The following is a 26,386-nucleotide window of genomic DNA, read 5'->3' on the forward strand; positions in this document are numbered from 1 at the left end:
CGAAAGGACGCATTATGGGAATCTTTGGCTCGCATGAGGAAAAGCTCGAAAACAAGGCGCAGCAGTACCGGAACGACGGCATGTTCCAATACCGGGACACCGTGCGCGCAAGCCTCGCGCCCAAGGACGGTAAGGTGCACGTCGTGATGCTGAACAGCTTCTCGAAGTTCCTCAACCAGACGTTCGAGTGCGAGAACAAGTACACCGGGCAGATCGACGCGATTGTCAGCGCCATGCAGGACGACGGCTACGAGATCCTGGACGTAAAGTTCAATTCGATCCAAGGCCAGGGACTCACCGGCAGCATGGAAGGGTTCCATACGCTGGTGACGTATAGGTAGGGGCAGTGCGGTGCCATCTTGGTGAGTTCGAGCGTCTCGCGATACTGCGCTTTGCCGCATCGAGAGCCTCCTTGATCAAGCGGGGCAAAACCTCGCACGAAAAGAATGCACGGCATAGTGATCTGATTCCAAATAATCAACCTCGCGAACAATCCCACACGACGCGTCCATTTCCAGCGGTAGAATATGCTTCCGTTACCTTATTGAATCTCGGAGCATCACAATGCCCAAAACGCTCAATTCGCTCATGAAGCATTTACGAAATTGCGGCATAGCAATCAAAGGCTCAGCCCAGAAGCGCAAGCTTAAGAATATTGGCTACTATCATGGATACAAGGGCTACCGCTTTGCGGGAAAAGCAAGCAACCGACTTCCACTCACGGACTTCTCACAGGTTGCCGCTCTCTACGATTTTGACATGCAAGTCAAAACGCTGCTTTACCCCCATGTCGTGCAAATTGAAACATGCCTCAAAAACTATACGCTTGAAGCCGTTCTCAAAGACACGGGCTCGGCAACGTTTGAAAACATTTGGAAGCAAAGCCTCACTGATTACCGAAACTACAGAGGGGATAGATATCGCAAAGCGTGGGATAGACGCCAACGACTGCGCGGCGAAATTGACAACCTCATCTTTCGCAACCATAAAAATCGTGACGTCATTGGCCATTTCCGTGATGCTGACAAGGATATCCCCATCTGGGCAATTTTCGAAGTTATGACACTTGGCAATTTTGGCGCATTCTACGAATGTCTCAACAAGCGTGTTCAAACGTCCATCGTTCGCGATCTTGATATGCCCACCAACTTGGAATCGGAGCGCCGCCTAAAAGACATTATTTTTGCCCTAAAAGATCTCCGGAATGCTGTTGCGCATAATGGTGTTGTGCTCGATGTTCGTTTCCGATCCGGCGCTGTCCACTCTGGAGTTGCTCAACTCATAAAGCAGGAAACAGGAGTTGTCGGCGTCGATTTCTCCGACATAACTGATTACATCGTTCTCATCGCCTACCTCATGCGCAAGATGCGTTTGACTAAAACCGAATGCAAGCAGTTCATTTCAGGCTATGAAAACATCTTGAAGGTCTTCTACGCTGAACTGCCCTTCAACATCTACTCCAAAATCATCAAAACAACCGCGCGCAATAAGCTTACCGCTTTACGGAAATATGCGAGCAATGGGTAAACTGCCTATCGCTGAAATGGCGAAAGAACTCCGGGTATGCTAGACTACAACCAATCGCGGTGGAAGGCTTCGGTCTACACCTGGAAAGGCCCGATGAGTCGGGCCTTTCTTATGCGTGAAATCTTGCATAAATTAGCTTACCTTGGTGCGAGGCGCCCGCACATACCTTAGCCCAATAACTCCGCAATCGCATCGAGCTGCGCGGCGATGCCAGCAAAGTCCTGGTTCAAATCGAGCGTTCGCACATGGTAGCTATGACCCAGCTCCAACCAGCTCTCGCTCTCGAGTTCCGCGCCCTCCGTCTTCGAATAGAGCAGCATGCCCGAGGCTTCGCCGTCAAACGCGTTCGCCGCATGCATGACATACGAGAAGATTTGGTTCAAGTTCGCCGGTGAGAGAATCTCCTTGTCGTAGTGGGTGCCCAGAATCGTTCCGTAGCATTTCGCGTCGATGATGAGACACTTGTCTCCGTTGGCCAGCGTCACGTCCGTGAGCATACGCGGCAAGAAGGCTGGCGCCGAATCGCCTATCCCATGACCGATCTCACGCGCGGCGGGATGCAGCCAGTTCCAGTGCTTGCAGTAGTACTCAAGGATGAATTTCTCGTACAGCCGATGCAGCGAGTCGCCGTTCAAGACGTCGGCAAGCCGCACCTTTTTTCTCAGGCGATACGCCTCAGCAAAGCGCCTCCGCTGGCGAGCATATTGAATTCCTCCCTAGCATCCTCGTGGTACAGTTATTCCAATTCATAACCGCGCCGCGCAGAAAGCAAAGCCATGGCAAATCAGCCCAAACTCGGAAAGATCGAAAAGGTAAACGTCCGGGACGTCTGGCCACATGAAGCACTTAACTTTACCAAGTGGCTTGCACAAGAAGAAAACCTCACCATGCTTGGCGATGCCTGTTCCATTGAACTCGAGCTCAAGGATACAGAAAGTGCAGTCGGCTCGTTTGCGGTAGACATCTTTGCTCAAGAGGCTGACACAGAGCGTAAGGTGATTATCGAAAACCAGCTCGAAGATACCAACCATGATCACTTGGGAAAAATCATTACATATGCCGCAGGCAAAGGAGCAGGTGTGGTGATCTGGGTCGTTGCGCGTGCGCGCGACGAACATCGCAACGCAATCGAATGGCTCAACGAACACACAGACAGCGACTGCGCGTTCTTCTTGGTTGAAATCGAGGTGTGGCGCATTGGCGACTCTCCCATGGCTCCTCGATTCAACGTAGTAGAATCACCCAACGAGTGGGCACGTGCGGAAAAAGCCAAGTCGGATCTCTCGGAAACTGAGCGCATCAAACTCGAATACTGGCAGACGTACGTCGACTGCGCTGCTCAAAACGAGACCTTTTCACAATCGTTTAAACCGCACAAGCCGCAAGCGCATCATTGGACAGAATTAGGAGCAGGCTCGATAAGATACCATCTGGTACTTTTGATTAATACGCAGAAGAAACAGATTGGTGTAGAGGCGTGTGTGCACGATACCGATTTTGGCGACTTTGTCCTCTCTCGCCGTCAAGAGCTTGAACAAGCACTCGGTATTGCCGGAACACCATATAACAGGAAAAGCAAAGGCGTTCGTTTCTATAAGAGCGGCCATGACATCAAAGCCAATCGTGAGAAGTGGCCGGAATTCATAGATTGGCAGCTTAACATGATTACGGCTCTTCAAAATGAAATGGTTCGCCTGGAGAATGAGTTCGAGACGATCGAAAGTAAAGCAAGCGCCCTGACGACTGATAACTAAACGCAAAATCATATTTTGAGAACAGCTGGCTGAGCTATAAGCCGCCTATTATATGTAGCGCATGATTCCTAAGCTGAAGTCATGCAACAGTGCTGTTGCATTCACGACCTGTCCGCATGCCGAACCTGCATCCGAGTTAACCATGAAAAAGCCCTATCCAGACGCGATGTAAAAAATGCGTATTAGCGAACGCGGCAGATACTTGAACCTCGACACAAAGAAGTTCACGACGCACTCGAAGCAGAACAGGGAGAGTTCTAGCCGACTGGCGCACGAGCAATGATGCCCAGCATGTAAACTACAGACATCACCGGTTTTTGCTTTTCCGTATAGAGACCCGTCTGACAATTTGAAAGCTTGTTCTTACGACTTCTAGGCTCATGCTACGATTGCCGCAGCGCGGATTTGCATGTCGATACCGCTCGCATATCCAAGCTACTTCACGACTGATATCAGTAAAGATTGGCTTGCTGATGATGCACCCCTCGTACAGCTCTTGGAAAGCAGCATGCAAAACCATGAAGGACCAGAAACGTCGCTTGAGGTGCTATCTACAATGGTATCCATTCTCAGTTCTCAACACTTTTGATTGGCAACTTCTATCTTCGGGGAACTTTTTCTCGGCTTACATTAAAGACGGTGCCTTCATTGCTTGTGCTTCGATGAATTATGTAACTAGTGGTTTCATTCAGAAGCAAGGCGCGTCATTTCGCGATTCAACACTCATTTCTCCAATTATGTTTTTATACCTTGTTGCTTTTGGGATTGAGTACCAGAGATGTTTCGCTGACCCGCGCGAAGACATGATATGTGAATACGCCGGCGATCTAGCAAACAACTGCGCGCAGTATAAGGATAGCTATCGACGGTATTGTGACCAGAAACGGATTGCAAAAAGCCAGTACTCCTACTACCTCAAAACAGACCTCTCCAATTTCTACAACTCAATTGATGTCGACAAGCTCATGTCAAAGATGCAAAGTTACTCCGATAAGAATTTCTCAGCTACCGACTGCCTTTTCCTTCGCGCGCTACTGCTCTATTGCGGAGCGGGTAAGTTTCCAACCATTCAAAACCATCCGACGCTGAGCTTCCTGGCTACCAAGGTATATCTTTCCGACATCGATGCGGAGCTTTTCCGCTGCATTGATAGCAATTGCGGTGCCGAGTCATTCAAAATGATTCGCTATGTGGATGACATGTTCATATTTATCAACGTGTCGAACGAATCATCCCCATTCAAAATAAAGGAACTGATTCTCAATAAATACGCAGATATCTTGAGGAAAAACGGACTTGCTCTAAATCTGAACAAGGTAGAATTCGGCCAAACAAGTGAGCTCTCATTAGCCGAAGCAACAGAATCATGCGTTGATTTCTCAGGTCATTACACGGGGGAAGTAATTGAAGACCCCCCAGGTCGCATATCTCAATTGTTTGAAGAGATTGCTCGCATGTCATTCGAAAGGAATTATTGCCAGCAAGACTTCAAAGCAGCTGTCGAGTTGACATTTTCTCAAGAAGATAGGCATATAGATTCAATGACTGCTTTCCGGAGCGTTATTTATAGCAATGCCAATTTAAGTTGCCTAAGCGTCAAGAACTCAATCAAAAAAGCTCTATTGAGCGGCAAGGTCATTCTGACTTATGGAACAAACGAACTTGTTAAGTGCATTCTTGATACTCATGATGATTATCTAATCAAACGTTTGTTGAATACGCTTTTCCTGTCCTATAGAGATGGGACTTGGTCCAGTATCGACACGCTCATCGCGCTAAACTATCTCATCAACAGAGGAATGCATCACCGTGACCTTCTGTCGCTGCTGCGCAAGTCAGAACTCGGACTGTCCATCTTTATCGATAAATATTGTATTAACGACCAATTCATCCGCGACCCGATTACAGAAGTTGAATCGAAAATACTATTCGTTATCGCCGATGATGATCGGAGCAAAATCCAATTCGTCAACCAGCTGTTCCATGGAAGAACGCAAAACTTTTTTGAACAAATATCGTACTATCGAGCCTATTTCGATAGATTCTCGACTCTCTTCAAACGCAAAATACTGAAAAAGAAGCAGAGGGGCTTCTTATATAGTGAAAAAGAGCTAGCTAAGCTATATTGTGAGATACCGAAATCTGAACAGATTATACATGCCGCCGAAAGGCTTCGCCGAGATAATCCGTTAATCCATGCGGGCTCAAATTTGATTCGCAATACATATCAAATAGAAATACTTAAAACAAAGCAATCTCTCGAAGGGCTCATTGCAAGCATATTGGAGGACGTTGAATTGCCGCTGCCACGTAGTCACAACAACACTGACCCGCTAGATCGGGATCCGTCCTGATTCCCAAATAAGGCTTACAGGGCAAACAGCGTGTCCTGTAAGCCGCTTTACATTAGTCGCAAGAGCATCTCACACGTTTGCTAACGAGTGGCAGAGGTTGTAGCTTCCATATGCGACAAAGCGCTACTCTTCCCCGAAGTAGTCGCCATCAATTCGCTTGATGCGGTATACCTTTTCAGTCGAAACGCCAAGATCGTACTGAATCATCAGCTCGGTAAGGCGCTTGCCGTCAATAAGCACAAGCGTTGCATGAGGGTAATGCCGCGCCCAATCAATCGCGCTCTGCGCAAAGCTTGATGTGGTGATGAACACGCCGCGCGAGATGCTCCCAAGCGCGCCTGCAAAACCTTGAAGTTCGGGGCGCCCAACGTGCTTTTCAGCCGAATAGCGCTTGGCCTGGACATAGATTGGGTCAAAGCCCAGAGCATCCGTTGCAATCATACCGTCGATACCGCCATCATTGCTGATACGCGTCTGCTCGCCCTGCCCGTAACCCATCTTCACCAGAAGATCCACGACAAGCTTCTCGAAGAAGCCCGGGTCTTTATCCATAATCGAGGAAAGCAACGAGTCCTGCAGGTCAGTTTTCAACTGTGCGAAAGCAGCGTCGATTTGCTCCTGCGGAGACGTCTCGTTGATGGAATCAGGAAGAACCCCTTCATCCAACGGATCCTTATCCCCCTTTTGTTTGGCATCACCCTTTTTCTTCGACTTCCAAGGATTCTTTTCTGCAATAGCCTTGTTGATTTCATCGGAAAGCAGCTGCGCGTTGTCGTATTTCTCAACAGCAGCATTTCCGTAATCGCTAATCCTGTATACGCCATGTGTCACTTTGGAAAGCATGCCCGCACGCGCGAGATAAGAGACCGACCAGCTAACACGGCTGCGATAAACCGGGACACCGCTTGAGGTAACTAGTGCCTGCTCTCGATCCGAAAGACCGAGCATATCGCAGGCGTCGTTAATGATGCCGATGCGCTTGCGCTCTTTGCCGTCTTTCATGAGCTCCAAAACCATAAGAAACATCTCGGTTTGAGTTGGGATTGGCATGGCGGGAACCTTTCGCTTTGGTTTACGCAGCGGGAGAAATGGCATTCTCTTTAATTGACTTAATCACAGTCACCAAGTTCATCTGCTGTTGAGTATTGAACATCTGCATGAAAGATTTCGGGCGATCGAACGGTGGATGATTAAGTGCCGCAGGCTCCATATATCCGTTCTCAACCACATAATCTATTACGCGTTTAATAAACGAGATCTGCTGTTCATTGAGGCTCTGATCGCTAAGAAAATCGGCAAAGGCCTCCATCGCCGCGTCCCGGTCGAGATGAACTACCCGACGAACTAAAAGGCCAAACGGAGTATCTTGATATGCTTTTGCGTAATCTTCCGCATTGCCAAGTTCGTGAGTAAAGATACGCTCGAGTTGGCTAAATTCATATTCAGTCATCGGCTTATTGGTCCGCAACTTGTGAATAACCACGTTATTAGAATAATCCCTAAGATAGCGCTCGACCTTAAGCCTATAGTTCTCGAAGTTTTCACCAATATCTGCGGACACTCCATAGGTCATTTCCGTAATCGGGTCATCCAGGTGGGTGATAACATCCCGTCGTTGCGGCCCAGTGATAATAAACTGAATAAGCGAGCGAAGTCGCCTGCGAATATCTTCAAGAAGCAGCAGGGTAGCCCCATCCAGCATGTCCCCTTCTGCGATTTGCCTAATCAGGGGCATTTGCTCGTTGATCTGGGGAACGGTCGACAACGACTGCAACAGCCTTGCCATGCTCACAATCTTTTTCTTATACGAATCTGTATTTTGGGCTTTGCAGGTCGCAATCATGTAACCATACATGACGTTATCAAAGCGCAACGCAGAAAAGTCCGCCTCATCATTGACAACAAGCATCGAAATCGGATTCTTAAGCTCGGCAAACGAAACGTCAGAAAGCAGCGTAAAGGATTCGATACGGCGGTATTTCTCCACCTCTCGGCGATGTCTACGAACGGTGAAGAGCTCGTCATTCAAAGCGATTACCTGGCCGTGCATAGTTTCGACGAGCTCTTTTCTCCATGCCTGATAGTCATCGGCCGTAAAAGCGCTGTTTTGCAGAAGCATAGCGAGCTCTGCCTGCCTGCAAAAAACCTGCTCAGCAACGGAAACGGTTAACTTCCCTTCAACAACGTGCGGGTTTTCACGGAAGAACTCGAAATTGCGGCACCAATCGAAAATGAAGAAGCGCTCCTTGTCCTCGTGGGTGCCATCCAACGGGTCAGTAACGTTCAGCCCCTCGCATAAACGGGTTCCGCGACCAATCATCTGCCAGAATTTAATCTTGGAGCGAACCTTTTTGAAGAATACGAGATTTACGATTTCGGGCACATCAATGCCTGTGTCCATCATGTCAACCGACACGGCGATAACCGGCCGAACCTTCAGCTCAAAATCTTCAATAATGGTATGCGCATAGTCGTCAGAGTGAACAACAGCCTGAATGTAGTCTCCTGGAAGCCCTGGATAAAGCTTACCGAAACGCTCGACAATATAGCGCGCGTGCTTTTGGTTTTGGGCAAAGACTACCGACTTGCCCAACTCCTGACCGCCCTGGACATGGATGCCCTTCTCCATGAGCGTGACTAAAACATTGTCGACCGTTTCCTCGTTAAACACCCATCTATTAAGGTCCGTGCTCTCGATTTTGTCAGGGACTTCTTGGCCGGTATCTTCGAAGTCTTCCTCAAGCTGTTCTTGCTTCTCAGGAGATAGTTCGTCGTAGGTAATACCTTCGTCGATAAAGCTCGTATGAGTTTCTATGCCGTAATACGGAACAAGGACATGGTCGACTTCCGTTGCTGTTTTGTATTCGTAAACATAGGTCGGCACGCCACGCTCAACATCAAAGAAGTCGTACGTATTTCGATCAACCTCGTTGGCAGGTGTTGCCGTGAGTCCAACGACAAGAGAGTCGAAGAATTCGAAAATCGCCCGATATTTCTTGAAGATAGAGCGATGCGCCTCGTCAACAATAATGAGGTCGAAATGCGCTGGCGTAAACATACGGTCGCCGTCTTCATTTCGCTCCCCATCAATTGCATTCATGATGGTCGGATACGTGGAGAAAACGATGCGAGCATTGCGCTCATCCTTATTTGAGCAGAGATTGCACAGAGACTCATTGGGCAGATAATCTTGGTAAGCGTGCTTTGCTTGCCTGACAAGCGCCACGCGATCCGCTAAGAAGAGGACGTTCTTAACATGCCCTGAACGCATGAGCACGTCAACCAGGGCGGCCGAAACACGAGTCTTGCCGGTTCCCGTAGCCATAACCAGCAAGCTCTTGCGATGCCCCTCTTCGATGTTAGCACATACGCGTTGGATAGCCTCAATCTGGTAATAGCGCTTTCCGCCGCCAGCTATCGCTTCATTTACTGTCAGGGTCGTAGGCTTTACCGTAGCCGCCCTACGGTTAAAAAGCTTCTGCAGATCATCTTGCGAGAAGAATCCGCTTACCGGACGTGGAGCACCGTTTTCGTCATCGACAAACAGTGTAGCGAATCCATTCGTGAGGAATATAGGCGGCTTATAGCCAAACTCCCTCTCAAGGCAACCTGCGTAAAGCCGCGCCTGCTTGAGACCCTTTTGTTCAGAATAAGAGGTGCGCTTCGCCTCGACAATGGCGAGTGGACGCCCGTCTTTACCCATAAGAAGATAGTCAACGTAGCCCACACCCGTGTTGTTACCCGGTTCAACCGGCATGCCGTGAACTTCTCGCTCTTGAAGAACGGTCTCGTCGAGTTTCCAGCCAGCGAGCGCAAGATCCCAGTCGATATAGTGCTTGCGCGTCTCAAATTCGGAGATGTCTTCTGGGTTGAAATCGCGCTTCGGCCTATCCTCTTCTTTGATTTGAGCCGCCTGAGCGCTCAGCTTCTTCAGCTCAGCCTCGAGCCGCTTAATTTCCTCGTCCTTTTCATTAAGAAGTGACTCGCGATCCTTAACGACCTTAATCTGAGCTGCTGTGAGTTGGATTCCTTTCTTTGGAATCTTTTTCTCATCAAATGTTCGTACAGAATAATCTGGGCCGTAGCAATAGTCGATCCAGTCAACGAACTCGAAAAGGCTGCGCAGTACCAAAATCGCGTCCGCGGGTGTAACGACACGCTCGGTGTGTACCGCAAGATTTCCAAGCTTGTTTATCCCAAGGAGCTTCCGCCATACGCGCTCATCAACGGCATCCATGAACGACCGTTCGTGGAGCAAAGATGACAAATTGTCGCGGTAGGGCATGCTAATGTCTGTATCAATTGCATAGACCCACTTAACCGCGAGCTCAAGCGCCTTACGGCAACCGACAGCACACATGGCGGGCGACGTAGAGAAAACCCTCTCCGCTTCGATACAGGCATCCGCAAAGAGGCTATAGTAGCCATCTTCTCGTTTGAGGAAATCGAAGTTCATACCAACTCGTCCCGCCCGATAATCGCAATTCCACTGGATGCAATAACGTCATTATACTTAACCACCTGTTGTTGAACGACAAACCGCGATTTGTCGACTCGGTGCTGGAATGCCAAGTATTCCCTCTGAATTTCAATCGGCGGCAAAGGAATCTCAACTTGTTTATAGAATCCGACATTGAAATGCTTCTGTGCGGATCCAACGGACATTCGCTCAATCAAATCCTTCATACGGGTGCTGTTGTTAAACGCCGCAAGAAACTCGGGTAGTACTCCGTCATCTTTAATTCTGGCTATGATTAAGTCAATGGCATTGCATCCCTCATATTCAGAAGAAACGATACACGAAGTTCCGGGATACCCTGATCTAACAATCAATATGTCCCCACTCTTTAGAATGGATTTCGAAGCTGCTTGATTGCCCTCTTGGGTGAAATAGACCCAATCGTTATCGCGAATGTGCATCTCCCCAACGTTAAGCGAACGAAAAGCTTTTACAGCGTTTTTCGAATCATCCGCATAATACTGTTTCGGCTTAACTACGACGCCAACAAACACGTCCGCAATATCCTCGACTCGGCATGTTTCGAATTTTGGCGAGGCAGCAGGATCCCCGAACATCTCGACAAAGCGGGATTTGACCAGATCGTCGAGTAGAGAGAGCTGATGGCGGCACGCATTCATCTGTACTCTGACGGCATCGAAGATACCAACGATATGTTTCTGTTGGTTGATGTCTGGAAGCGGTACGCTCATTGCAGTTAGGCTATCTGACGTCAGGGTGCGGCGTCGAGCAGTGGTTCCCCTCATCTTGTCAGCGTAATATGCCATGCAGCCAGGTCCGTGCAGCGCAAGATCAAGGTAGTCCGGGAAGATAATACTCGCGTCAATATTCCAAATGTTGTAGGCGGGACTCATGATTCCAGGCTCATCAAACCCCTGAACATTAATCACGCCCTCATCTATTGGAAAGCCAACAACGAGCTGGCCAGGATAGACGACTTTGTATGAGCTAACATCTTTCGAAGCGATCGCCTTCTTGAAACGCTCCGATTGCGCAATGATTCCATCGTGCATGGTCATCGATAGAACTGGGAACGACCTATCCCCACAGCGCTCAGCCTTCGCCTTGGAAATCAGCTCCCCCAGCCTCACGCGGCGGGCACCCTCCCCCGCAAAGGGGGGTTTGTTTTATGCGATGTACCTTCGATGCGACATCCGAACGTTACGCTGATCGACCATTGCATACCTGAGCGTCGTATCGATCTTTTGATGCCCTAGCAGCACTTGAACCTGTTCGATGGGCATGCCTTTATCAATAGCGCGCGTTGCAAGCGTCCTCCTAAACTTATGGGGATGGACACGACAAATGCCCAGACGCCGTCCTAATTCGCGAAGCCGTATCTCCACCCCGCTAATTTGCAGCCTTCTATTAGGATTGCAGAGCGAGACGAACAGAGCCGGATTATCATCGTTGCGCTCCGCAAGATACTCGACTAAATGAAGCTTCGTTCGTGCATCAAAGTAGACGCGACGCTCCTTTCCGCCTTTTCCCAAAACGATGCACTCTCTTGCCTCGAAGTCGATGTCCTCACGGTCGAGGTTCACTAACTCTCCCACGCGAATACCCGTTGATGACAGTAAGTCGACAATTGCGAGGTCGCGCTTTGTCGTGCAGCCATCACGCATCAGCTCAATTACTTCATCGGAATAAGTCTCTTTTACTGTCTTTACCGTTCGAATCTTCTTAATTCGGCGAGCGGGGCTCTTATAGATATAATCCTCCGCTTCAAGCCATGAGAAAAAACTCGATATGATGCGCCTAACGTTGTCGATTGTCACGTTACCAGCGCCGCTCTTTTCTCCATAACCGCCCAGATATGAGCGGATCTGCTCGGTTGTAGCCAGCACGAGAGAACTGTCGAGCGTGCCCACAAACCTCACAAGCGTACTCCGGTAGTACTTAAGAGAACGACCAGAACAACCCTCGAGGCGTTTAGCATCGAGAAACGCCTCGAGGAGTTCAGTGTTGCCGAGGCGTTTATGACGCTCGACGGTCTGCTCAACGAAGCACTCAATGAGCGCATCGTGCAGACGGCGCATCTGCGTACCGTCCAACGTCGTCACCATCATCCGCTCGACCTGACGAACCGCATCGCTAACTGACAACATACCTGCCTCCATTCATCCGGGAGGCAAGCGTAGCGCGAATGAAGCCAACGAGCATCCGGGCTTTGCAACAAGCAGCTACGCCACTAAACGCACCTGATGAACTTGCTCGTTTCCATGTCGCCGGCATCAATACGAAACGGCTTATTCACAGCAAGCTTCTAGCCGAAATACTCTTGCGCAAGACTGTCGTAAAGCGTCTGGAGCTTCTCGATTTGCTTCTGCACCACAACCCGCGATTTGTCGACCTCGGCGGCGAAGTCAAGGAAAGATTTTTGATCGACATATGGGGGTACTAAAACCTTTAGCCCCTTGACGTCCGCCTGGTTAATGCTCGCCTGACCGATAGCCTTTTTTGCATGAGATTCGAAATAGCGCTTTGCATAATCTGAAGTCATCTGATGACGCAGGAATCTAGGAAACATTGTCGACTCTTCCACATGCATGCGCATCATATTGGACTCGAACACCACAACTTCTGGAAGGTGATCTATGAGCATTGTTTTGCCCATACAGCCGATACTGTTCACTCGGTTAACCACAATGTCGCCATCACGCAAGCCATACTTTTCTGTTTCTTTCTGTGTGCAGTTCAACCGTTTCAATGCAGAATAGTTAGGGCCTTCCTCGTTAAACGAATCAATACGAATGATAGGCACCCCAGAACCATCGGTAACATAATCCTTCTGTGGTTTGTATAGGCCGTTCGATGGCTGAACAGAGAGGATTTCTCCGATTGAAACAACTTGATAATTCCGACTATTGTCGCTTGGATCCCCGAACATCTCGACAAAGCGGGATTTGACCAGGGCGCTGAAAGACTTGAGAATCGAATTAGCTGCAACCTTCTGCGCTTCGATAGCCCTTAGTTCTTCGACAATCCTCCTCTGAGTCTCGAGGGGAGCAACGGGGATTGTGATTGACTTGAGAGTTTTAGACGAAATCCCAGTAATCGTTGCTCCCTGTGCCTGAGCAGCTAAAACAGGCGCCTTGTATTGGAGCACCATTGATATGTATTCCTTGCACCATTCAGCCTCGTCAATGCTAACAACGGAGACTATATCTTGACTTGTGCACATTGGAACGGAATTAATAGCAACCTTTCCAACGCCAACACGAATACCAACCATGATTGAATTGGGCGGTATTATTTTGGTTGCGCTCTTTTCTACCGCCTCCCTAGTAATCAGTTTCACCGCATCCGCTTTATCTAGCTTTCCTCCGTTTAGTGCAGTAGTTCCTATCCATGGTATTGATCCAGCAAAAAATTCAGGATGTTTGCTTGAAGGTGTACCGCCGCATATCGTTTTCCCTAAATCTCCAAGCCTTACCTTCTCCCCCGCAAAGGGGTGTTCCTATAGTTTTGTCAACTGATTTTGTTGGCAAGGGACTGCGGTGGGAATCCTGGACCAAATCCATCCTATGCGACTAGTCCCAAATCCCTTCGGTACTGCATGGGGCTCTTGTAATCCAGGTCGCTCTTGATCCTGATGTCACGATACCATCTCAGATACGCGTCGAGCATGGTGATGAACTCCTCGATTGTAACCCCATCCCAGTCGCGTCCGTAAAAAAATTCCACCTTGAGCCTTCCGAAGAAGCCCTCGCACCTCGCGTTGTCGGGGCTGCAGCCCTTCCTCGACATCGATCTGACCAGGCCGTTCTCTTCGCATATCTTTATCCAGCCTGGCCAGCGATAATGACCGCCTCTATCCGAATGCACGGCCGGGTGGTCGCCCTCGTCGAGCCACTCACACGCTCCGAGCAGCGAGGAGTTCGCCATCTCGGCATCGGGAGACGTGGAGATCGACCAGCTCAGCGGCATTCCGTCGAAACAGTCGACGATTGGCGAGAGATAGGCCTTGCCGGCGGGGATGCGGAACTCGGTGACGTCCGTTATCCATGTCTCGTTCGGGCTGTCGGCGCGGAAGTGGTGCTTTCCCCGCTCGTCTAGCAGTAGGTTCGGAGGCGCTGCGGACGTCTCGCCCTCGTAGGAGCTGTAGCGCCGCTTCTTCTTGGCGGCGCATGCGACCAGGTTCTCCTCGGCCATAATGGCACGCACGGTCCACTCGCCGACTCGGCTCTCAGATCCAGACCCGGCGTTGACCTCGGCGACGATGCGCCTGTAGCCGTAGGTGCCGCCGCTGGATTCGAACGCCGCTATTACCGCCTCCCTGGCGGACGCGTGTTCCTCGGTCTCGCCTTTGAGCTGCACGTTCCTCGCGTACTCGTAGCTGCTCTTGGCCATGCCCACCACGGGGAGCAGCTCGCAGAGCTTATACTTGGTCCTCAGCGCCGTCACCATCGCCGCCTTCTCCGCGTTGGCCAGGCGGTCCGGGTCGGCGCCCGGGTCTTTTTTTACCATCTCGAGGGTCGCCTGGCGTACGTCGAGCTCAAGCTGCACCTTTCTGAGCTGCATCTTCGCCTCTCGCAGCATATCTTGAAGCTGCTCGATGTCATCGGGCAGGTCGTCGAACTCCTTGCTCACGGGTTCTCCCTTCTTCTCGGGTCCCCCGTTATTATCGCCCATCATCTCCCTGCGCCAGAAGTAGGGTGCGGTCCTCGACACGCCGTGACGCTCGGCTATCACCGCGGCGGGCCCAGTCCTCGCCTCCAGCTCCGCCACCACCTGCACCTTCTTCTCGATTGGAATCGGCGGCGTCTTTGGGTTCGGGCCCCTATACTTGCGCTGCCCGGGCGCTATCTCGTCGATCCAGTCGCCGAGCACCTCGCGGCTCTTGGGATATCCCAGCGCCCTCATCGTCCTCACCAGGCTCTTTCCATGCTCGAGGTAGTGCTCGACGGCGCGCTGCTTCATCTCTGCGGTGTACCTCGGATCGGTGGCGAACTTGCTCTCGGGCACCTCACCGGTTTTCTTGTACTCGTTCCACCAGTTACGCAGGCAGGCTCTCGTCGGATATCCTAACTCTGCGACGGTGTCGGCGTAGCTATGGTCGAATTTGATGAAGGTCTCTATCGCGCGCTTCCTCTGCCCCTGGCTGTACATGCGGTTCTCCTCCTGTCCCGCCTTGGTCCAGGATTCCCACCGCAGTCCCCAAAGATCACTGCTTTCGAGCATGCTGACGCCAGCCCTTGTCGGGCTGGCGTTTTTCTATGGCTCTGGCTAGCTAGGCCGAGTACGGGACCTTGTCCCTCATGATCGCGTAGATCACCTTCATCCTCTTCCTGGCGACCGCCTTCAATGCCTCTCCGTGGCACATGCCGCGATCCCTGCATTTGCGGTAGTAGTCGCCGAACCGGCCCCTGCTCCTGCTAAGCGAGTTGCAGGAGAAGATGAGCAGGTTTTTCAGCCTCTTGTTTCCCTGGCGCGAGGCGCTCACCGACGATATCGACTTGCCTGACTGGCGGTTCCTGGGAGCGATTCCGCAATACGATGCGAGGTGGTCGTGGTCGGGGAAGTCGTCGATGTCGATGCTTATCACCAGCTCCGATGCGGTCCTTGGGCCGATTCCTGGGATGGTCAGCAGGCATTCGTAAGTGCCGTCCTCGACGAGCAGCGCCGTTATCTCCGTGTCGAGCCTTGCGGCTTCCTCGGCGGACTCCCTGATACGCCTGGCAAGCATCCTGACCTGCGGGTTCTCTGCCATGACCTGGTATTCGGACGGGCGCGTCGACGACGATATCGCCGCCAGCGCGGCGTCGATGCGCGCCCTGTTCGCGCCGCGGGTCACGGCGCCGACGGCAGGCTTGCCGGCATCCAGGATGCCCCAGGGGCCGCCCAGGGACTCCATCATCTTCAGCCAATGGGGATCGGCCAGGTCGGCCAGCGCCTCGAACGCGGGGCAGCTTTCCAGGAGTATGCTCCTGAGCCTGTTCTTGTCACGGGTGGAGCAGGTGACCATGTGGTTCCTCTGCGCCGCCATCGACCTTGCGGCCTCGAGCCTCTCGTCGCGCCTTGGCACGGGCAGCAGCGAATCCGGGATGCCGAGCGCCGTCTTGGCTATGACCGCGGCGTCGCGCTCGTCGGTCTTGGCGTCGCCCGCGAACAGCTTGGCAGCTCCGTGGGCGGCGATTCCCGGCAGGTAGGCGACGGGCAGCCCGGCCAGCCTTGCCCTCGATATCGCCAGCGACCCGATGTTGCGCACTTGGTCGACGACGACCAGCGTCCCTGCATCCACTCGGGCGAACAGGCTGTCCAGGTCATGCTCGGTGTTGGCCACGGGGCCGCTGGCGAGGATCTCGCCCTGCCTGGTCACGTGGCACGCCCAATGGGAGAACTTCCCGACGTCGAGGCCTATTACGGCAGGGCAGGCGGTGGCTTCGGTCAGCATGATGGTATCCTTCCAATCGTCGGTCGATCGGAATGCTGCCTCGCGCGACACCCACATTACCTGGCCGTGGCGCTCTTTGGTCGGAGGAGCCCGGCAGTTTCCTATTAGTCGTCAGAAGCAGCGGCGCCCGCGTCGGCAACACCCCCCGGGCCCTCAAGGGGCAGGGGCATAAGGCCGTCCGCGGGCGCCCGATCGGCAGTCCCTCGGGACATATGTCAATCGTAGTCCGACCGTCTAAGCGGATGGCTTAAGCGATTGGGCTAACTACTTCTCAAACTGTAATGGGTTTGTTCGTCATTAGAGATCACCGCCCAGCATCTTCTTAAGTTCGGCTAGACCAACCGCCATCTGGGCATTAAGGTCTTCAAGATCGGCCAGAATTTCTTCAGTGGGCGGATACTCAATGCGCTCATATTCGGTCTTTGAGTACTTGTTGAAGCTGAAGTCGTAGCCATTGTCAACAATTTCCTGCTTCGGAACGAGGAAGCTCTTCTCCGTACGCTCGCGCTCGCGCTCGGAATCAAGCTTTGCCCAGCGCTCAAGGATATCCGGAATATCGTTACGTTTCTCGTCTGGATCGCGCTTATCATCAAGCGTAAAACCATCGCTCTCCATGTTGTAAAGCCAGACGCCATCTGTGCCACCGGCATTGGTCTTGGTGAATACAAGGATTGCCGTGCTTACGCCCGAATACGGCTTAAAGACCCCACTGGGCATATAGATAATGGCTTCAAGCTTCTGGTTCTCCACCAGCTCCCGACGCAGCTGCCTATACGCCTTGGAGTTTGAACGGAACAACACACCATTCGGAACGATGCAAGCGCAGCGACCACCGATTTTGAGCATGCGCAGGAACAGCGCAACGAATAACAGCTCGGTTTGCTTGGTGTCAACGATGGCGCGCAAATTCTTATTGATGTCTTCGACGTCAACCGATCCAGTAAAAGGTGGATTCGCGAGAATGACATCGAACTTGTTAGAAATGCCGTTCTTTTGCGAAATACTGTCAAGATAGCGAACATCAGGAGCTTCGACCTCATGGAGCATGAGGTTCATAGCGCTAATGCGCAGCATCGTCTGATCCATCTCGAAACCGCTGAATTGGGGATCTGCGCCGTTCGTACCCGTAAAGGCATCCCATTGTGCGGTCGTCATCTCATTCTCATAGTTGCTACGAATGTGTTCGGCAGCGGAAATGAGGAAACCTGCTGTACCGCAAGCTGGATCGCAAATGAGCTCGCCAGGCTTGGGATCAACAAACTTCACCATCATGTCGCGGATGTGGGCGGGTGTGCGGAACTGGCCATTGGTGCCCGCCGTCGAGAGCTTTGAGAGCATGTATTCGTAAAGGTCGCCCAAGTCACCGATATGCTCGTCGAAATCGCGGAGCAGTTCATCTACACCTGTAACCGCCTTCTCCAAGAGCGACGGCTTACCTGCGGGGAACCCAAAGGTAGCGTTCTCCATTGCACGGGAATATGCAGACTCGTCACCCAAGGTCTTAATGAACGGGAAAGCAAATCGGTCAATGATGCGATACATCTCTTCGGCACGCTTGTCTTTGAAGCTGCCCCAGCGCATCTCTTTGCCGGCAATAGTCTCTTTTCGATCGTTTTCGAATTCATCCGGGAAGATGTGCGGCAGAGGCTCACCGAGCATCGCCTCCATGCGCTCCGTCTTGAGTTCCTTTTCGTCAAGCTGACGCATGAACATTAGATAGGTGATATTGGTGATAACATCGAGCGGGTTAGTGATACCGCCCTCCCACATCTTCTGCCAGATGGCATCAACTTTGCTCTTTGTTGCTCCGGTAATCATATTGGAGTCCTTCTCCTTGTGGCCGTCTTTGAATCAGTTAATAGCCTGCACTATACGAGCGAACTCGCTTTGAAGTAACACGCTGCTCTTTTCGGATATAGCGCGGCAAAGTTCTTTGTACTTTTGGACACCTTCAGAAAGAGCTCCGAGCCGCGCCTGCTCCTCTGCCGAAGGAACGGGAATCATTAAGTCACCGATATCCCTCTTCTTTAGAAGCTGGATGGTCATGCCTTTACTCATATTCTGAAGCTCTGTGTTTGCTTGTTCGAGTCCGAGAAATAAAGCAAGGTAGCGCATATCAACTAATGATTCCGAGGTCGACCGAAGTATGAGACCAAATGAGGTGACCAGCAGCCCCTCATGCTCCTTGTCGATGTAGACGCAGTCATAGGGGGTAGATGCTTTGATGATTACGTCGCCCTCTCGTGTAAAAAGCTCCTCTTTGACCTTCGAAACCTTCTCGATCACAAGCTGAGCGTCATCGATGCGCGAATCTGCCATCGCGGCTGGAACGAGCACCCTTGTTTCAATTAGGTCGTCTCCGACTGCTATTTTTTTTGCGCGGCTCATAGGTGCGCCAGTTTTTATATCAACAAGCGAGCCAAGAGGCAGGTATTCGCAAGGCATGTTCATCTCCTTTCTGAATGGCATGCGGACCACAACGGCGCTTAGTTTTGCTATGCACCAGTTCTGGTGGTCTCTTTACAACACTAATGACTTACGCGATCGTCCTTTCTTCAATCCGATGTGGATTCTGATAGAAGCTGAAACATGTTCCAATTGTTAAGAACAATAATACTGGAGAGGTGAAACGAGTCAATAGAAATGTTCTAATTATTTTGAACATTTCTATTACTGCATAATCAGCTTTTTTGCAATCGGTTAGTCTCAACAGAGTTGACGCGTGAGCTGGCGTCATCTATTGCGTTGCGAACACAACGGTGCGCTCTGTCAGAGCGCGGCTAGCGTTAATCACCGAGCATCTCGAAAAAAGTATCCGCATCGATAATATCGATATCAACACCTTGAGCTTTATATTCAAGCCCTTTCCTGTGTTTGCCAGACATCCCGCCCTTAACCGTGTGGCATTTACTGTAGTCAGCGACATCTAAATTATTAGTCGATTTCTAAGGAGCTCCGCATGGCACATATTGGCTGCGTTTGCGGCAACGACGTCCGCGGCAACAGTGTCGAGACTATCCACCGCTTTGTCTCCGAGAACCTCATGAACGAGTACGCAGAAAGCGAGACATTCTTCCGCCTGCCCTATCTCCCCGGCGAAAAAGCGGAGATCTGGCTTTGCAACGAATGCGGGCGCGCCATCTTCTTTGACGACGGCTGCCTGTGCGTAACACGGTATATGCGTCCCGCCGAACCGGCGGAATTCAGCCAATGCGATGAGCCAGCGAAAGCGGGCGTGTTCTACAACGATAAGGTCGTCTTCGACGCCGACGGAATCTCAGAAGCTCCCTCGCGGCTTTGGCTTTTGAGCAAGGAGGATATGGCCGCGCTAAGGAATTCCGGCACTTCTGTTGAGTAGAGGATTTCCTCCAATGCACGTCATATAAGATGAGTAACCTATTTCGTTACATCATTATAGACATGTACAAGCAAAGCGTCTATACTACATGTAACTAATCAGGTTACATGAAAGGAGTGGCGTAAACATGACACACAATCATCCCCTCCTCATGGGCAGCGATCAATGAAAGTCTCGTTTCAAACCAAGAAGCTCCAGAAGCTTTGCGAGGACGAGCGCGAGATGCATAAGCGGCGACCAGACATCGAGCGAAAGCTAAGGCTTCGAATCGCCGCGCTTAAAGCAAGCGACAGCATTGCGCAACTAGAGATGAACGACCCGTTGGGCAAATGGCATCGGCTCAAGGAAAACAGGAAGGGTCAGTGGTCAGGTGCCGTCTCTTCTAACGAACGAATCATCATCGAGCCGCTCAAAAATGGCGTCCGGATTATCGATATCGAGGAGGAAAGGCAGTCGACCGAGGCGCGCGTTGTCGAAATAATTGATTATCACGAAGAGTAAGCAAGGCGAACTTAAAAGCGATACCTGAAAATTAAACACTGGAAGAGGAGATGATAACTCATGCCTACCAACTATGCCGTAGCGCCGGGTGAGTTCCTCCAGGAATGGATAGAGGAGGAGGGCAACGGCATCACCCAGGCAGAACTTGCCCAGCAGCTCGATGTGTCTAGGAAACTTGTTAACGAGATCATAAACGGAAAAGCGCCGATTACGCCAGATACCGCGATTAAGCTAGGCCGCGTCACCTCAATTCCGAGTGACGCATGGCTTCGCTACGAAGCACAGTATCAGAATGATTGTACTCGCCTGCGAAACGATCAGCAGCTGAAGCAGCATGAAGGCATTGTCACGCCTCAGCTTGGCGCATACCTGCGTAAGTTGGGAGCCACCACGGCGACCATGCGGGATAAGACACAGGTTCTATCGGATCTGCTCAGCTTTACCGGCTACGGCACCTTTGAATCCTTCTCTGCTGGTTGCTCCATTAAGCTCGGCGCGGCGCTTTCGACGCTCCGCGAGTCCAGCGCTACATACGACGAAGCGCTCATGATGACCTGGCTCGCAGCCGGAGAGCATACTGCCGCATACAAACGCGCCCACTGCCTCAAATACGATCGGAACGGGCTGGAGAAGCTCCTCCCTCAACTCAAGGAGCGTGTTCTGTCTGCCGACGACACTATGCTCGACGACATAATTCAGCTGCTCGATAGCGTTGGAGTGATATGCCAGTTCATCGAGCCGCCCGAAAAGTTTCCCATCTACGGCATTGTCATTTGGACGCGCAACGGCGTGCCCGTAATTCAGCTCACCGGTCGCCGCAAGAAAAACAACCATGTAATCTGGACGCTCTTCCATGAGCTCGGCCACATCCTTAATGATGAAACCCCCACAACGCAGCTCGAATTCAATAAGTCATCCAACAAGCGAAAAAGCGAAGAGGTGGCTGCAAACCAATTTGCTCGTGCTTGGCTATTCGGCGGAGGCGTGGGTGAGTATCGGGGCATGAACCGTGCCCGCGACATCGAAGCGAAGGCGCGACAGAAGGGCGATGTCCCCTGTATTGTTGTGCAGGAACTGCATCGGAAACGGATGCTCGAGCGCAGCTACTGCAACCAGCTTATCTTCGACGTGCGCATTCCGTTCCAAGAGCAAGATTATTCTCCGCAGAATAATTCTATCTAGAATAATCTTTGATCTGGAAGCCTCATCTGAGGGCGCAACGGCAGGCGGCAGAGCGATCTCACTGAAGGCAATCCGTTTCCGCACTTTGCTATACTTATTCTAAGATATGTATAGCAGGAGGCCGCCATGTCTGCCGCACAGATGAACATCCGCATGGACTCCGCCCTCAAGGCATCCGGCAACGCCGTCATCGCCGAGCTTGGGTACACGCCGTCGCAGGTCGTGCGCGCGCTGTGGGAGTTCGCTACCGCGCAGGGCACGCTCCCGCCCGCCTTGACGCATCTGCTGCGCGGCGATCAAGCCGCTGGCGCAACGGACGGCGACACTCCCGACCGCATGTCTGAAGGCGCTGCGATCGTCTCGACCTTCTACCAGGAGGTCGGCATCGAGGAGCCCGTGGATGGCGCCGTCGATTACGACGAGCTCCGCGAGCTTGCCGCGGCCGAGCAGCTCGAGAAATGGGGGCTCGCATGACGAAGTCCCCGTGCAAAGGCGCTCGCCTCCCCATCTAGATCCTCGTCGACACCAACATCTGGCTTGACTACTTCCTCGCGCGCGGCGTGCATCACCATGCGGTGAGCGCGTTTATAGCGAAGGCCTACGAACGCGAGGACATCGCTCTCTATGTTCCATCGCTCTCGCTTAAGGATCTCGCGTACCAACTGGCGAGCCTCATGAAGCTCGACGCCCGGCGCGCCGGAAAGGACATTTCGCCCGATATCGCCGCTGCCGCGCGCGAGGTTTCCTGGGGCTGTGTGCGCAGCGTTCTCGAAAAAGCCCTCGTCGCTCCTATCGGCCACACGGAGGTGCTCGGCGCCTTCACCTACAAGCGCATCCACGATGACTTCGAAGATGACCTCGTCCTCGCCGCGCTCGACGACGTCGATGCGAACTTCCTCATGACGCACGACGACACGCTCAGACGGCACGTAGGCGATTTCTGCATTACCGCCGAGGAAGGGCTCGAGCTGCTCGCCGAGCTCGATGGTTAGTTACCTGAACGGCGCATATGCGCAGCTGGAGTAAGCCGTAGCGCCCTGTGCCTGGGGGGACGGCGAGCTCGGAGTCGAGTGCGTCAGCTTCGGTAATCCTCGTGCCTGGGAGGATGAAACGAGCCCGTCCCCAAGCAACCCCTATCAAGCTAATCTGTTATACTTTACTCAAAAATTTTGACTCAACTTTTTTGAGTAAACTGAGGTGAGCAAAAATGACATTCATCGGCCGCACGAAAGAGCAGGAAAAGCTCCTGGCCCAGCTTTCTTCCCCCATCCAAAACGCAGCACTCCTCTACGGCAGGCGGCGCGTTGGCAAGAGCGAGCTCATCCTCCACACCATGCGGCAGGCAAGCGACGCACGTACCATCTACTACGAGTGCCGCCAGACCACCACCGAGAACAACACGAAAAACCTCTCCGAGGTCATCGCGGAGGCCTTCGATATGCCGCCGCTCGCCTTCTCCGACATCGAGGCCGCCCTGCGCTTTGTCTTCGACCGAGCGACAGGCGAGAAGATCGTGCTCGCCATCGACGAGTATCCCTACCTCCGCGACGTCGTGAAAGGAATGGACAGCATCCTCCAGGTTCTTCTCGACGAGTATCGCGACCGCTCGCACCTCTCGCTTATCCTCTGCGGGTCGTACGTAGAGGTCATGAAGTCCCTGCTGGAGCGAGACAACCCCCTCTATGGGCGCATCGACCTCAAGATCAACCTCCAGCCGATGGACTACTACGAGTCTGCGCAGTTCTATCCGGAGCGTTCCTGCGAGGATAAGGTTCGTCTCTTCAGCGTGTTCGGCGGCATTCCGTACTACAACCGCCTCATTGACAAGAACGCATCGGTTCGGGAGAACCTCATTCACCTGATTCTCGAGCCGGATGCGCGGCTTGAGGACGAGGTGCCCTCCTACCTGCTCTCCGAGATTACGAAAATCGGCAACGCCCACGAGATCTTCTCCGCCCTCGCCGACGGGCATGCCCGCTACCGAGACATCCTGAGCCAGTCGCACGTCTCCAGCGGCGCGACGCTGGTCAACGTGCTCAACAGGCTGATCGGGATGCAGCTTGTCCAACGGCGCTCACCCATCAACGATCCCAACAACAAGAAGCGTACCTCGTACGTCATCTGCGACGGGCTCTCCAAGTTCTACTACCGCTACGTCTTCAGGTATCTGTCGCAGCGCAGCGTCCTTGACCCCGAGGTCTATTACGACCGCTACGTGAACGACGACTTTGAGACCCAATTCGTCCCCCGCGCCTTCGAGGAGGTGTGCCGCCAGTACCTCGTACGACAGAACCGCATGGGTAATAGCGAGCCACCCTTCGACCTGATAGGCACGTATTCCTACGACGATCCGGTGACAAGGACGAACGGAGAGTTCGACGTTGTAACCAAAGACCCGCTCGGATACTCCTTCTACGAGGCGAAATTCCGCACGACACCCATCACACAACGGATGATCGAGGATGAGATCGAGCAGGTACAGCGGACGGGGCTCACGTGCCACCGGTACGGGTTCTTCTCGCGCTCCGGGTTTGAGGCGCAGGCAGACGAGCGCACGGCGCTCATCGGGCTGGAGGAGCTGTATCGGTAGGCGCTCGCCATTGGTGTGCAGGCATTCCTCGCGTCCGAAGGGGATGAAACAAACCCGTCCCCAATCAACCCATTACTTGTCCCTAAACACCAGCAGCCCGTCGTAGTCCGTGTTGCGCGGGCGCCGCACGTCGGGATCGCGGAAGAAATCCTGCGAGAGGCTCCTGATCACCGGTGCAAGCGCAATGAGCGCGATGAGGTTGGGAATCGCCATGAGGCCGTTGAAGCAGTCGGCGAACTCCCATACGGCATCGAGGTTCGCCACGCAGCCCGCGAACACCATGGCCACATAGGCCACCTGGTAGATGCGGATTGCCACACGGGCGCCCCGGCGCGCGCGGAACAGGTACTCCACACACTTCTCGCCGTAGTAGTACCACGCGATGAGCGTCGCGAAGGCGAAGAGCATGAGGCCCACCGTCACCACGTACTGGCCGCCCGGGATGCTCTGCCCGAACGCCGCCGAGCTCATGGCGCCCTCGGACATCATGGGGTCTGCGCACCAGAGCCCGGAAGTAATGATCACGAGCCCCGTGATGGTGCACATGACGATGCTGTCGAAGAACACCTCAAACGTGCCCCATAGGCCCTGGCGGGCGGGATGGTCGGTGTCGGCGGAAGCGTGCGCGATAGGCGCCGAACCCATGCCCGCCTCGTGGGTGAACACGCCGCGCGACATGCCCACGCGGCAGGCATACATGACCGTTGCCCCCACGAAGCCGCCCGTTGCCGCCGTGCCGGTGAAGGCATCGCGGAAAATCATGCCGATGGCGGCTGGAATTTCGGCCGCGTTGAAAACGAGCACCACGAAGGCGGCGATGAGATAGAACACAGCTGCGAAGGGCACCAGCACCTCGGTGATCTGAGAGATACGTTTGATGCCGCCGATGAGGACGAGCCCGGCGAGCACCGCCACGACGGCGCCGATAGCGGGAAGCGGAATGCCAAAGGTCGCATTCACGCTGGTGGCAAGTGAGTTAGCCTGTACGCTCGCACCGATGCCGAACGATGCCAAGAAGCCGAAGATGGCAAAGAGCACCGCGAGCCAGGAAACGCCCAAGCCGCGCGAGATGTAGTACATGGGGCCGCCCACGATCTCGCCGCGCTCGTTGCGGGTTCGATAGGCCACCGACAAGGTGACCTCGCAGTATTTGATGACCATGCCCGCGAGCGCGCTCAACCACAGCCAGAAGATAGCGCCCGGGCCGCCCGTGGCCACGGCAAGCGCCACGCCCACGATGTTGCCCGTGCCGAGCGTGGCGGCAAGCGCGGTGCATACCGCTTGGAACGGCGAGATGGCACCATGCTCTAGCTCAGATTTGTCGGGGCGGTTGAAGAGCGTCTTGGTGGTGTAGCGCATCACGACGTTGAAACGCGTGAACACGGCTCCTTTGGTAACGATGAGCAGGAACACGCCCGTCCCGATCATCAGCACGACCATGGGGATGCCCCATAGCACGTTGTTATTCAGTGCGGCCAGCATAGACATAATCTGGTCAAGCATGGATTTCCCCTCGATAGGCCTCTTGGCGGCAGCGCGCGGACAGCGCGGCCTAAGAGTTTAATGTACATGCCCCGTGTTTCGGGGATGTGAACGCGCGCCCGCAAATGGCCCACGGCAGCCCCGCTCCAATCCCAGCCAAACCATCCCCCTCGGGCGGAAGGCCGGACATGCCCGTTGCTCCCCCGCTCCAAGCGATCCGAGCCCCTGCAAAGACAAGCCCGTTGGCCATGGCGAATAGCGTAAAGGGCGCCGCCGAGACGTTCGGCAGCGCACAAGCGCCTGCCCAGCACACGCCGGAGCTCCTTTGGTCGTCAGGTAAGTGCCCGAAAACACGCGTAGTCGATGCACATGGACTCATGGGAGGCGGACACGTGGGCGTAGCGCGCGGGGACGCAGCCCATGCGGTCGATGACATGGGCTGGCAGCACCAGCATGCGGCGTACGTCAGGACGCTCGCTGAGAATGGGTTCATCCGGAGCATGTCGAGGAAGGGCAATTGCGCGGACAACGAGGCGACCGTGCAGATCTTCAGCCATATGAGGGACGAGTTCTTCCGCGGCCACGACGCGCAGGTGATACGTGATGTGCCGCAAGGCTGATTCTAGGCCCCAATATATCCAGTTTGTTGGATAGATTTACCAATTCACCGATATCCATCTAGATAAATGGATAAAATTAATATGTTTCCTTAGCCTATCCAT

The 26,386-nt window shown here is 53.1% G+C and carries 22 protein-coding genes and 1 pseudogene; 11 read left to right on the forward strand and 12 right to left on the reverse strand.

The window, feature by feature from the left end:
• The first annotated feature begins 14 nt into the window (after positions 1-14).
• Complete coding sequence (locus C1717_RS07970) at positions 15-341, forward strand: hypothetical protein (RefSeq protein WP_077071170.1); 327 nt, start codon at positions 15-17, stop codon at positions 339-341.
• Positions 342-564: 223 nt separating this feature from the next.
• On the forward strand, positions 565-1,527 hold the full coding sequence (locus tag C1717_RS07975; RefSeq protein ID WP_019129041.1) for an Abi family protein: 963 nt from the start codon (positions 565-567) through the stop codon (positions 1,525-1,527).
• Positions 1,528-1,694: 167 nt separating this feature from the next.
• On the opposite strand, the gene C1717_RS07980 is transcribed toward C1717_RS07975, so the two are convergent.
• Positions 1,695-2,180, reverse strand: a complete 486-nt coding sequence (locus C1717_RS07980; RefSeq protein WP_204224165.1) for an McrC family protein — start codon at positions 2,178-2,180, stop codon at positions 1,695-1,697.
• A gap of 123 nt (positions 2,181-2,303) precedes the next feature.
• Here C1717_RS07980 and C1717_RS07985 point away from each other — a divergent pair, with 123 nt between their 5' ends.
• Positions 2,304-3,281: a DUF4268 domain-containing protein gene (locus C1717_RS07985; protein ID WP_077071169.1), complete on the forward strand. Its 978-nt coding sequence runs from the start codon at positions 2,304-2,306 to the stop codon at positions 3,279-3,281.
• A gap of 476 nt (positions 3,282-3,757) precedes the next feature.
• The gene (locus C1717_RS07990; protein WP_275425383.1) at positions 3,758-5,635 is read left to right on the forward strand and encodes an AbiA family abortive infection protein; all 1,878 of its coding nucleotides are present in this window, start codon (positions 3,758-3,760) and stop codon (positions 5,633-5,635) included.
• Positions 5,636-5,758: 123 nt separating this feature from the next.
• On the opposite strand, the gene C1717_RS07995 is transcribed toward C1717_RS07990, so the two are convergent.
• From C1717_RS07995 to C1717_RS08035, 10 genes and pseudogenes are all read right to left on the reverse strand, one after another.
• The gene (locus tag C1717_RS07995) at positions 5,759-6,685 is read right to left on the reverse strand and encodes a restriction endonuclease (RefSeq protein ID WP_077071167.1); all 927 of its coding nucleotides are present in this window, start codon (positions 6,683-6,685) and stop codon (positions 5,759-5,761) included.
• Between the two features lie 22 nt (positions 6,686-6,707).
• The gene (locus C1717_RS08000) at positions 6,708-10,091 is read right to left on the reverse strand and encodes a DEAD/DEAH box helicase family protein (protein ID WP_077071166.1); all 3,384 of its coding nucleotides are present in this window, start codon (positions 10,089-10,091) and stop codon (positions 6,708-6,710) included.
• Entirely contained in the window at positions 10,088-11,245 is a 1,158-nt protein-coding gene (locus C1717_RS08005; protein ID WP_077071165.1) for a restriction endonuclease subunit S, read from the reverse strand. Before C1717_RS08005 ends, C1717_RS08000 begins: the two co-directional genes overlap by 4 nt.
• Before the next feature lie 36 nt (positions 11,246-11,281).
• Positions 11,282-12,262, reverse strand: a complete 981-nt coding sequence (gene xerA, locus C1717_RS08010; RefSeq protein ID WP_077071164.1) for a site-specific tyrosine recombinase/integron integrase — start codon at positions 12,260-12,262, stop codon at positions 11,282-11,284.
• Positions 12,263-12,420: 158 nt separating this feature from the next.
• Complete coding sequence (locus C1717_RS10920) at positions 12,421-13,044, reverse strand: restriction endonuclease subunit S (protein ID WP_281255291.1); 624 nt, start codon at positions 13,042-13,044, stop codon at positions 12,421-12,423.
• 78 nt (positions 13,045-13,122) lie between these two features.
• Positions 13,123-13,584: pseudogene (locus C1717_RS10925) on the reverse strand (restriction endonuclease subunit S); the annotation flags it as partial.
• Between the two features lie 95 nt (positions 13,585-13,679).
• The gene (locus C1717_RS08020) at positions 13,680-15,266 is read right to left on the reverse strand and encodes an IS3 family transposase (protein WP_180965888.1); all 1,587 of its coding nucleotides are present in this window, start codon (positions 15,264-15,266) and stop codon (positions 13,680-13,682) included.
• A 121-nt stretch (positions 15,267-15,387) separates the two neighbouring features.
• Positions 15,388-16,608: an IS110 family RNA-guided transposase gene (locus tag C1717_RS08025; RefSeq protein ID WP_245859336.1), complete on the reverse strand. Its 1,221-nt coding sequence runs from the start codon at positions 16,606-16,608 to the stop codon at positions 15,388-15,390.
• A gap of 240 nt (positions 16,609-16,848) precedes the next feature.
• Positions 16,849-18,369 (reverse strand): class I SAM-dependent DNA methyltransferase, encoded by a 1,521-nt coding sequence (locus C1717_RS08030; RefSeq protein WP_102372678.1) that lies wholly within the window; start codon positions 18,367-18,369, stop codon positions 16,849-16,851.
• Positions 18,370-18,402: 33 nt separating this feature from the next.
• Entirely contained in the window at positions 18,403-18,996 is a 594-nt protein-coding gene (locus tag C1717_RS08035; RefSeq protein WP_102372679.1) for a restriction endonuclease subunit S domain-containing protein, read from the reverse strand.
• 514 nt (positions 18,997-19,510) lie between these two features.
• On the opposite strand from C1717_RS08035, the gene C1717_RS08040 reads away from it, so the two are divergent.
• From C1717_RS08040 to C1717_RS08065, 6 genes are all read left to right on the forward strand, one after another.
• Positions 19,511-19,909, forward strand: coding sequence for a hypothetical protein (locus C1717_RS08040; RefSeq protein WP_102372680.1), 399 nt, complete (start codon positions 19,511-19,513; stop codon positions 19,907-19,909).
• A gap of 165 nt (positions 19,910-20,074) precedes the next feature.
• Positions 20,075-20,410 (forward strand): type II toxin-antitoxin system RelE/ParE family toxin, encoded by a 336-nt coding sequence (locus tag C1717_RS08045; RefSeq protein WP_102372681.1) that lies wholly within the window; start codon positions 20,075-20,077, stop codon positions 20,408-20,410.
• A gap of 60 nt (positions 20,411-20,470) precedes the next feature.
• Positions 20,471-21,592 (forward strand): HigA family addiction module antitoxin, encoded by a 1,122-nt coding sequence (locus C1717_RS08050; protein WP_102372682.1) that lies wholly within the window; start codon positions 20,471-20,473, stop codon positions 21,590-21,592.
• A gap of 126 nt (positions 21,593-21,718) precedes the next feature.
• Positions 21,719-22,066: a type II toxin-antitoxin system RelB/DinJ family antitoxin gene (locus C1717_RS08055; RefSeq protein WP_102372683.1), complete on the forward strand. Its 348-nt coding sequence runs from the start codon at positions 21,719-21,721 to the stop codon at positions 22,064-22,066.
• A gap of 38 nt (positions 22,067-22,104) precedes the next feature.
• The gene (locus C1717_RS08060) at positions 22,105-22,584 is read left to right on the forward strand and encodes a PIN domain-containing protein (RefSeq protein ID WP_342745811.1); all 480 of its coding nucleotides are present in this window, start codon (positions 22,105-22,107) and stop codon (positions 22,582-22,584) included.
• Between the two features lie 215 nt (positions 22,585-22,799).
• Entirely contained in the window at positions 22,800-24,182 is a 1,383-nt protein-coding gene (locus tag C1717_RS08065) for an ATP-binding protein (protein ID WP_102372684.1), read from the forward strand.
• A gap of 72 nt (positions 24,183-24,254) precedes the next feature.
• Here the strand turns inward: C1717_RS08065 and C1717_RS08070 are convergent, their stop codons facing one another.
• Positions 24,255-25,685: an alanine/glycine:cation symporter family protein gene (locus C1717_RS08070; protein WP_219722299.1), complete on the reverse strand. Its 1,431-nt coding sequence runs from the start codon at positions 25,683-25,685 to the stop codon at positions 24,255-24,257.
• 227 nt (positions 25,686-25,912) lie between these two features.
• Here C1717_RS08070 and C1717_RS08075 point away from each other — a divergent pair, with 227 nt between their 5' ends.
• Positions 25,913-26,284 carry a transposase family protein gene (locus tag C1717_RS08075; RefSeq protein WP_146003682.1) on the forward strand — a complete coding sequence of 124 codons (372 nt, stop codon included), beginning with the start codon at positions 25,913-25,915 and terminating at the stop codon, positions 26,282-26,284.
• Positions 26,285-26,386 lie beyond the last annotated feature (102 nt).

The organism is Enorma phocaeensis (genome assembly GCF_900186505.1).
Taxonomy (GTDB): Bacteria; Actinomycetota; Coriobacteriia; order Coriobacteriales; family Coriobacteriaceae; genus Enorma; species Enorma phocaeensis.

Excerpts from the sequence above, each read along its gene's own strand:
- C1717_RS08030 (WP_102372678.1), bottom strand. The coding sequence starts at position 18,369 with ATGATTACCGGAGCAACAAAGAGCAAAGTTGATGCCATCTGGCAGAAG.
- C1717_RS08035 (WP_102372679.1), bottom strand. The coding sequence starts at position 18,996 with ATGCCTTGCGAATACCTGCCTCTTGGCTCGCTTGTTGATATAAAAACT.
- C1717_RS08070 (WP_219722299.1), bottom strand. The coding sequence starts at position 25,685 with ATGCTTGACCAGATTATGTCTATGCTGGCCGCACTGAATAACAACGTG.
- C1717_RS07975 (WP_019129041.1), top strand. The coding sequence starts at position 565 with ATGCCCAAAACGCTCAATTCGCTCATGAAGCATTTACGAAATTGCGGC.
- C1717_RS08065 (WP_102372684.1), top strand. The coding sequence starts at position 22,800 with ATGACATTCATCGGCCGCACGAAAGAGCAGGAAAAGCTCCTGGCCCAG.
- C1717_RS08040 (WP_102372680.1), top strand. The coding sequence starts at position 19,511 with ATGGCACATATTGGCTGCGTTTGCGGCAACGACGTCCGCGGCAACAGT.
- C1717_RS08025 (WP_245859336.1), bottom strand. The coding sequence starts at position 16,608 with ATGTGGGTGTCGCGCGAGGCAGCATTCCGATCGACCGACGATTGGAAG.
- C1717_RS07990 (WP_275425383.1), top strand. The coding sequence starts at position 3,758 with ATGCACCCCTCGTACAGCTCTTGGAAAGCAGCATGCAAAACCATGAAG.
- C1717_RS07995 (WP_077071167.1), bottom strand. The coding sequence starts at position 6,685 with ATGCCAATCCCAACTCAAACCGAGATGTTTCTTATGGTTTTGGAGCTC.
- C1717_RS08075 (WP_146003682.1), top strand. The coding sequence starts at position 25,913 with ATGGCGAATAGCGTAAAGGGCGCCGCCGAGACGTTCGGCAGCGCACAA.
- C1717_RS07970 (WP_077071170.1), top strand. The coding sequence starts at position 15 with ATGGGAATCTTTGGCTCGCATGAGGAAAAGCTCGAAAACAAGGCGCAG.
- C1717_RS08050 (WP_102372682.1), top strand. The coding sequence starts at position 20,471 with ATGCCTACCAACTATGCCGTAGCGCCGGGTGAGTTCCTCCAGGAATGG.
- C1717_RS08055 (WP_102372683.1), top strand. The coding sequence starts at position 21,719 with ATGTCTGCCGCACAGATGAACATCCGCATGGACTCCGCCCTCAAGGCA.
- C1717_RS10920 (WP_281255291.1), bottom strand. The coding sequence starts at position 13,044 with ATGTTCGGGGATCCAAGCGACAATAGTCGGAATTATCAAGTTGTTTCA.
- xerA (WP_077071164.1), bottom strand. The coding sequence starts at position 12,262 with ATGTTGTCAGTTAGCGATGCGGTTCGTCAGGTCGAGCGGATGATGGTG.
- C1717_RS08045 (WP_102372681.1), top strand. The coding sequence starts at position 20,075 with ATGAAAGTCTCGTTTCAAACCAAGAAGCTCCAGAAGCTTTGCGAGGAC.
- C1717_RS08020 (WP_180965888.1), bottom strand. The coding sequence starts at position 15,266 with ATGTACAGCCAGGGGCAGAGGAAGCGCGCGATAGAGACCTTCATCAAA.
- C1717_RS08000 (WP_077071166.1), bottom strand. The coding sequence starts at position 10,091 with ATGAACTTCGATTTCCTCAAACGAGAAGATGGCTACTATAGCCTCTTT.
- C1717_RS07985 (WP_077071169.1), top strand. The coding sequence starts at position 2,304 with ATGGCAAATCAGCCCAAACTCGGAAAGATCGAAAAGGTAAACGTCCGG.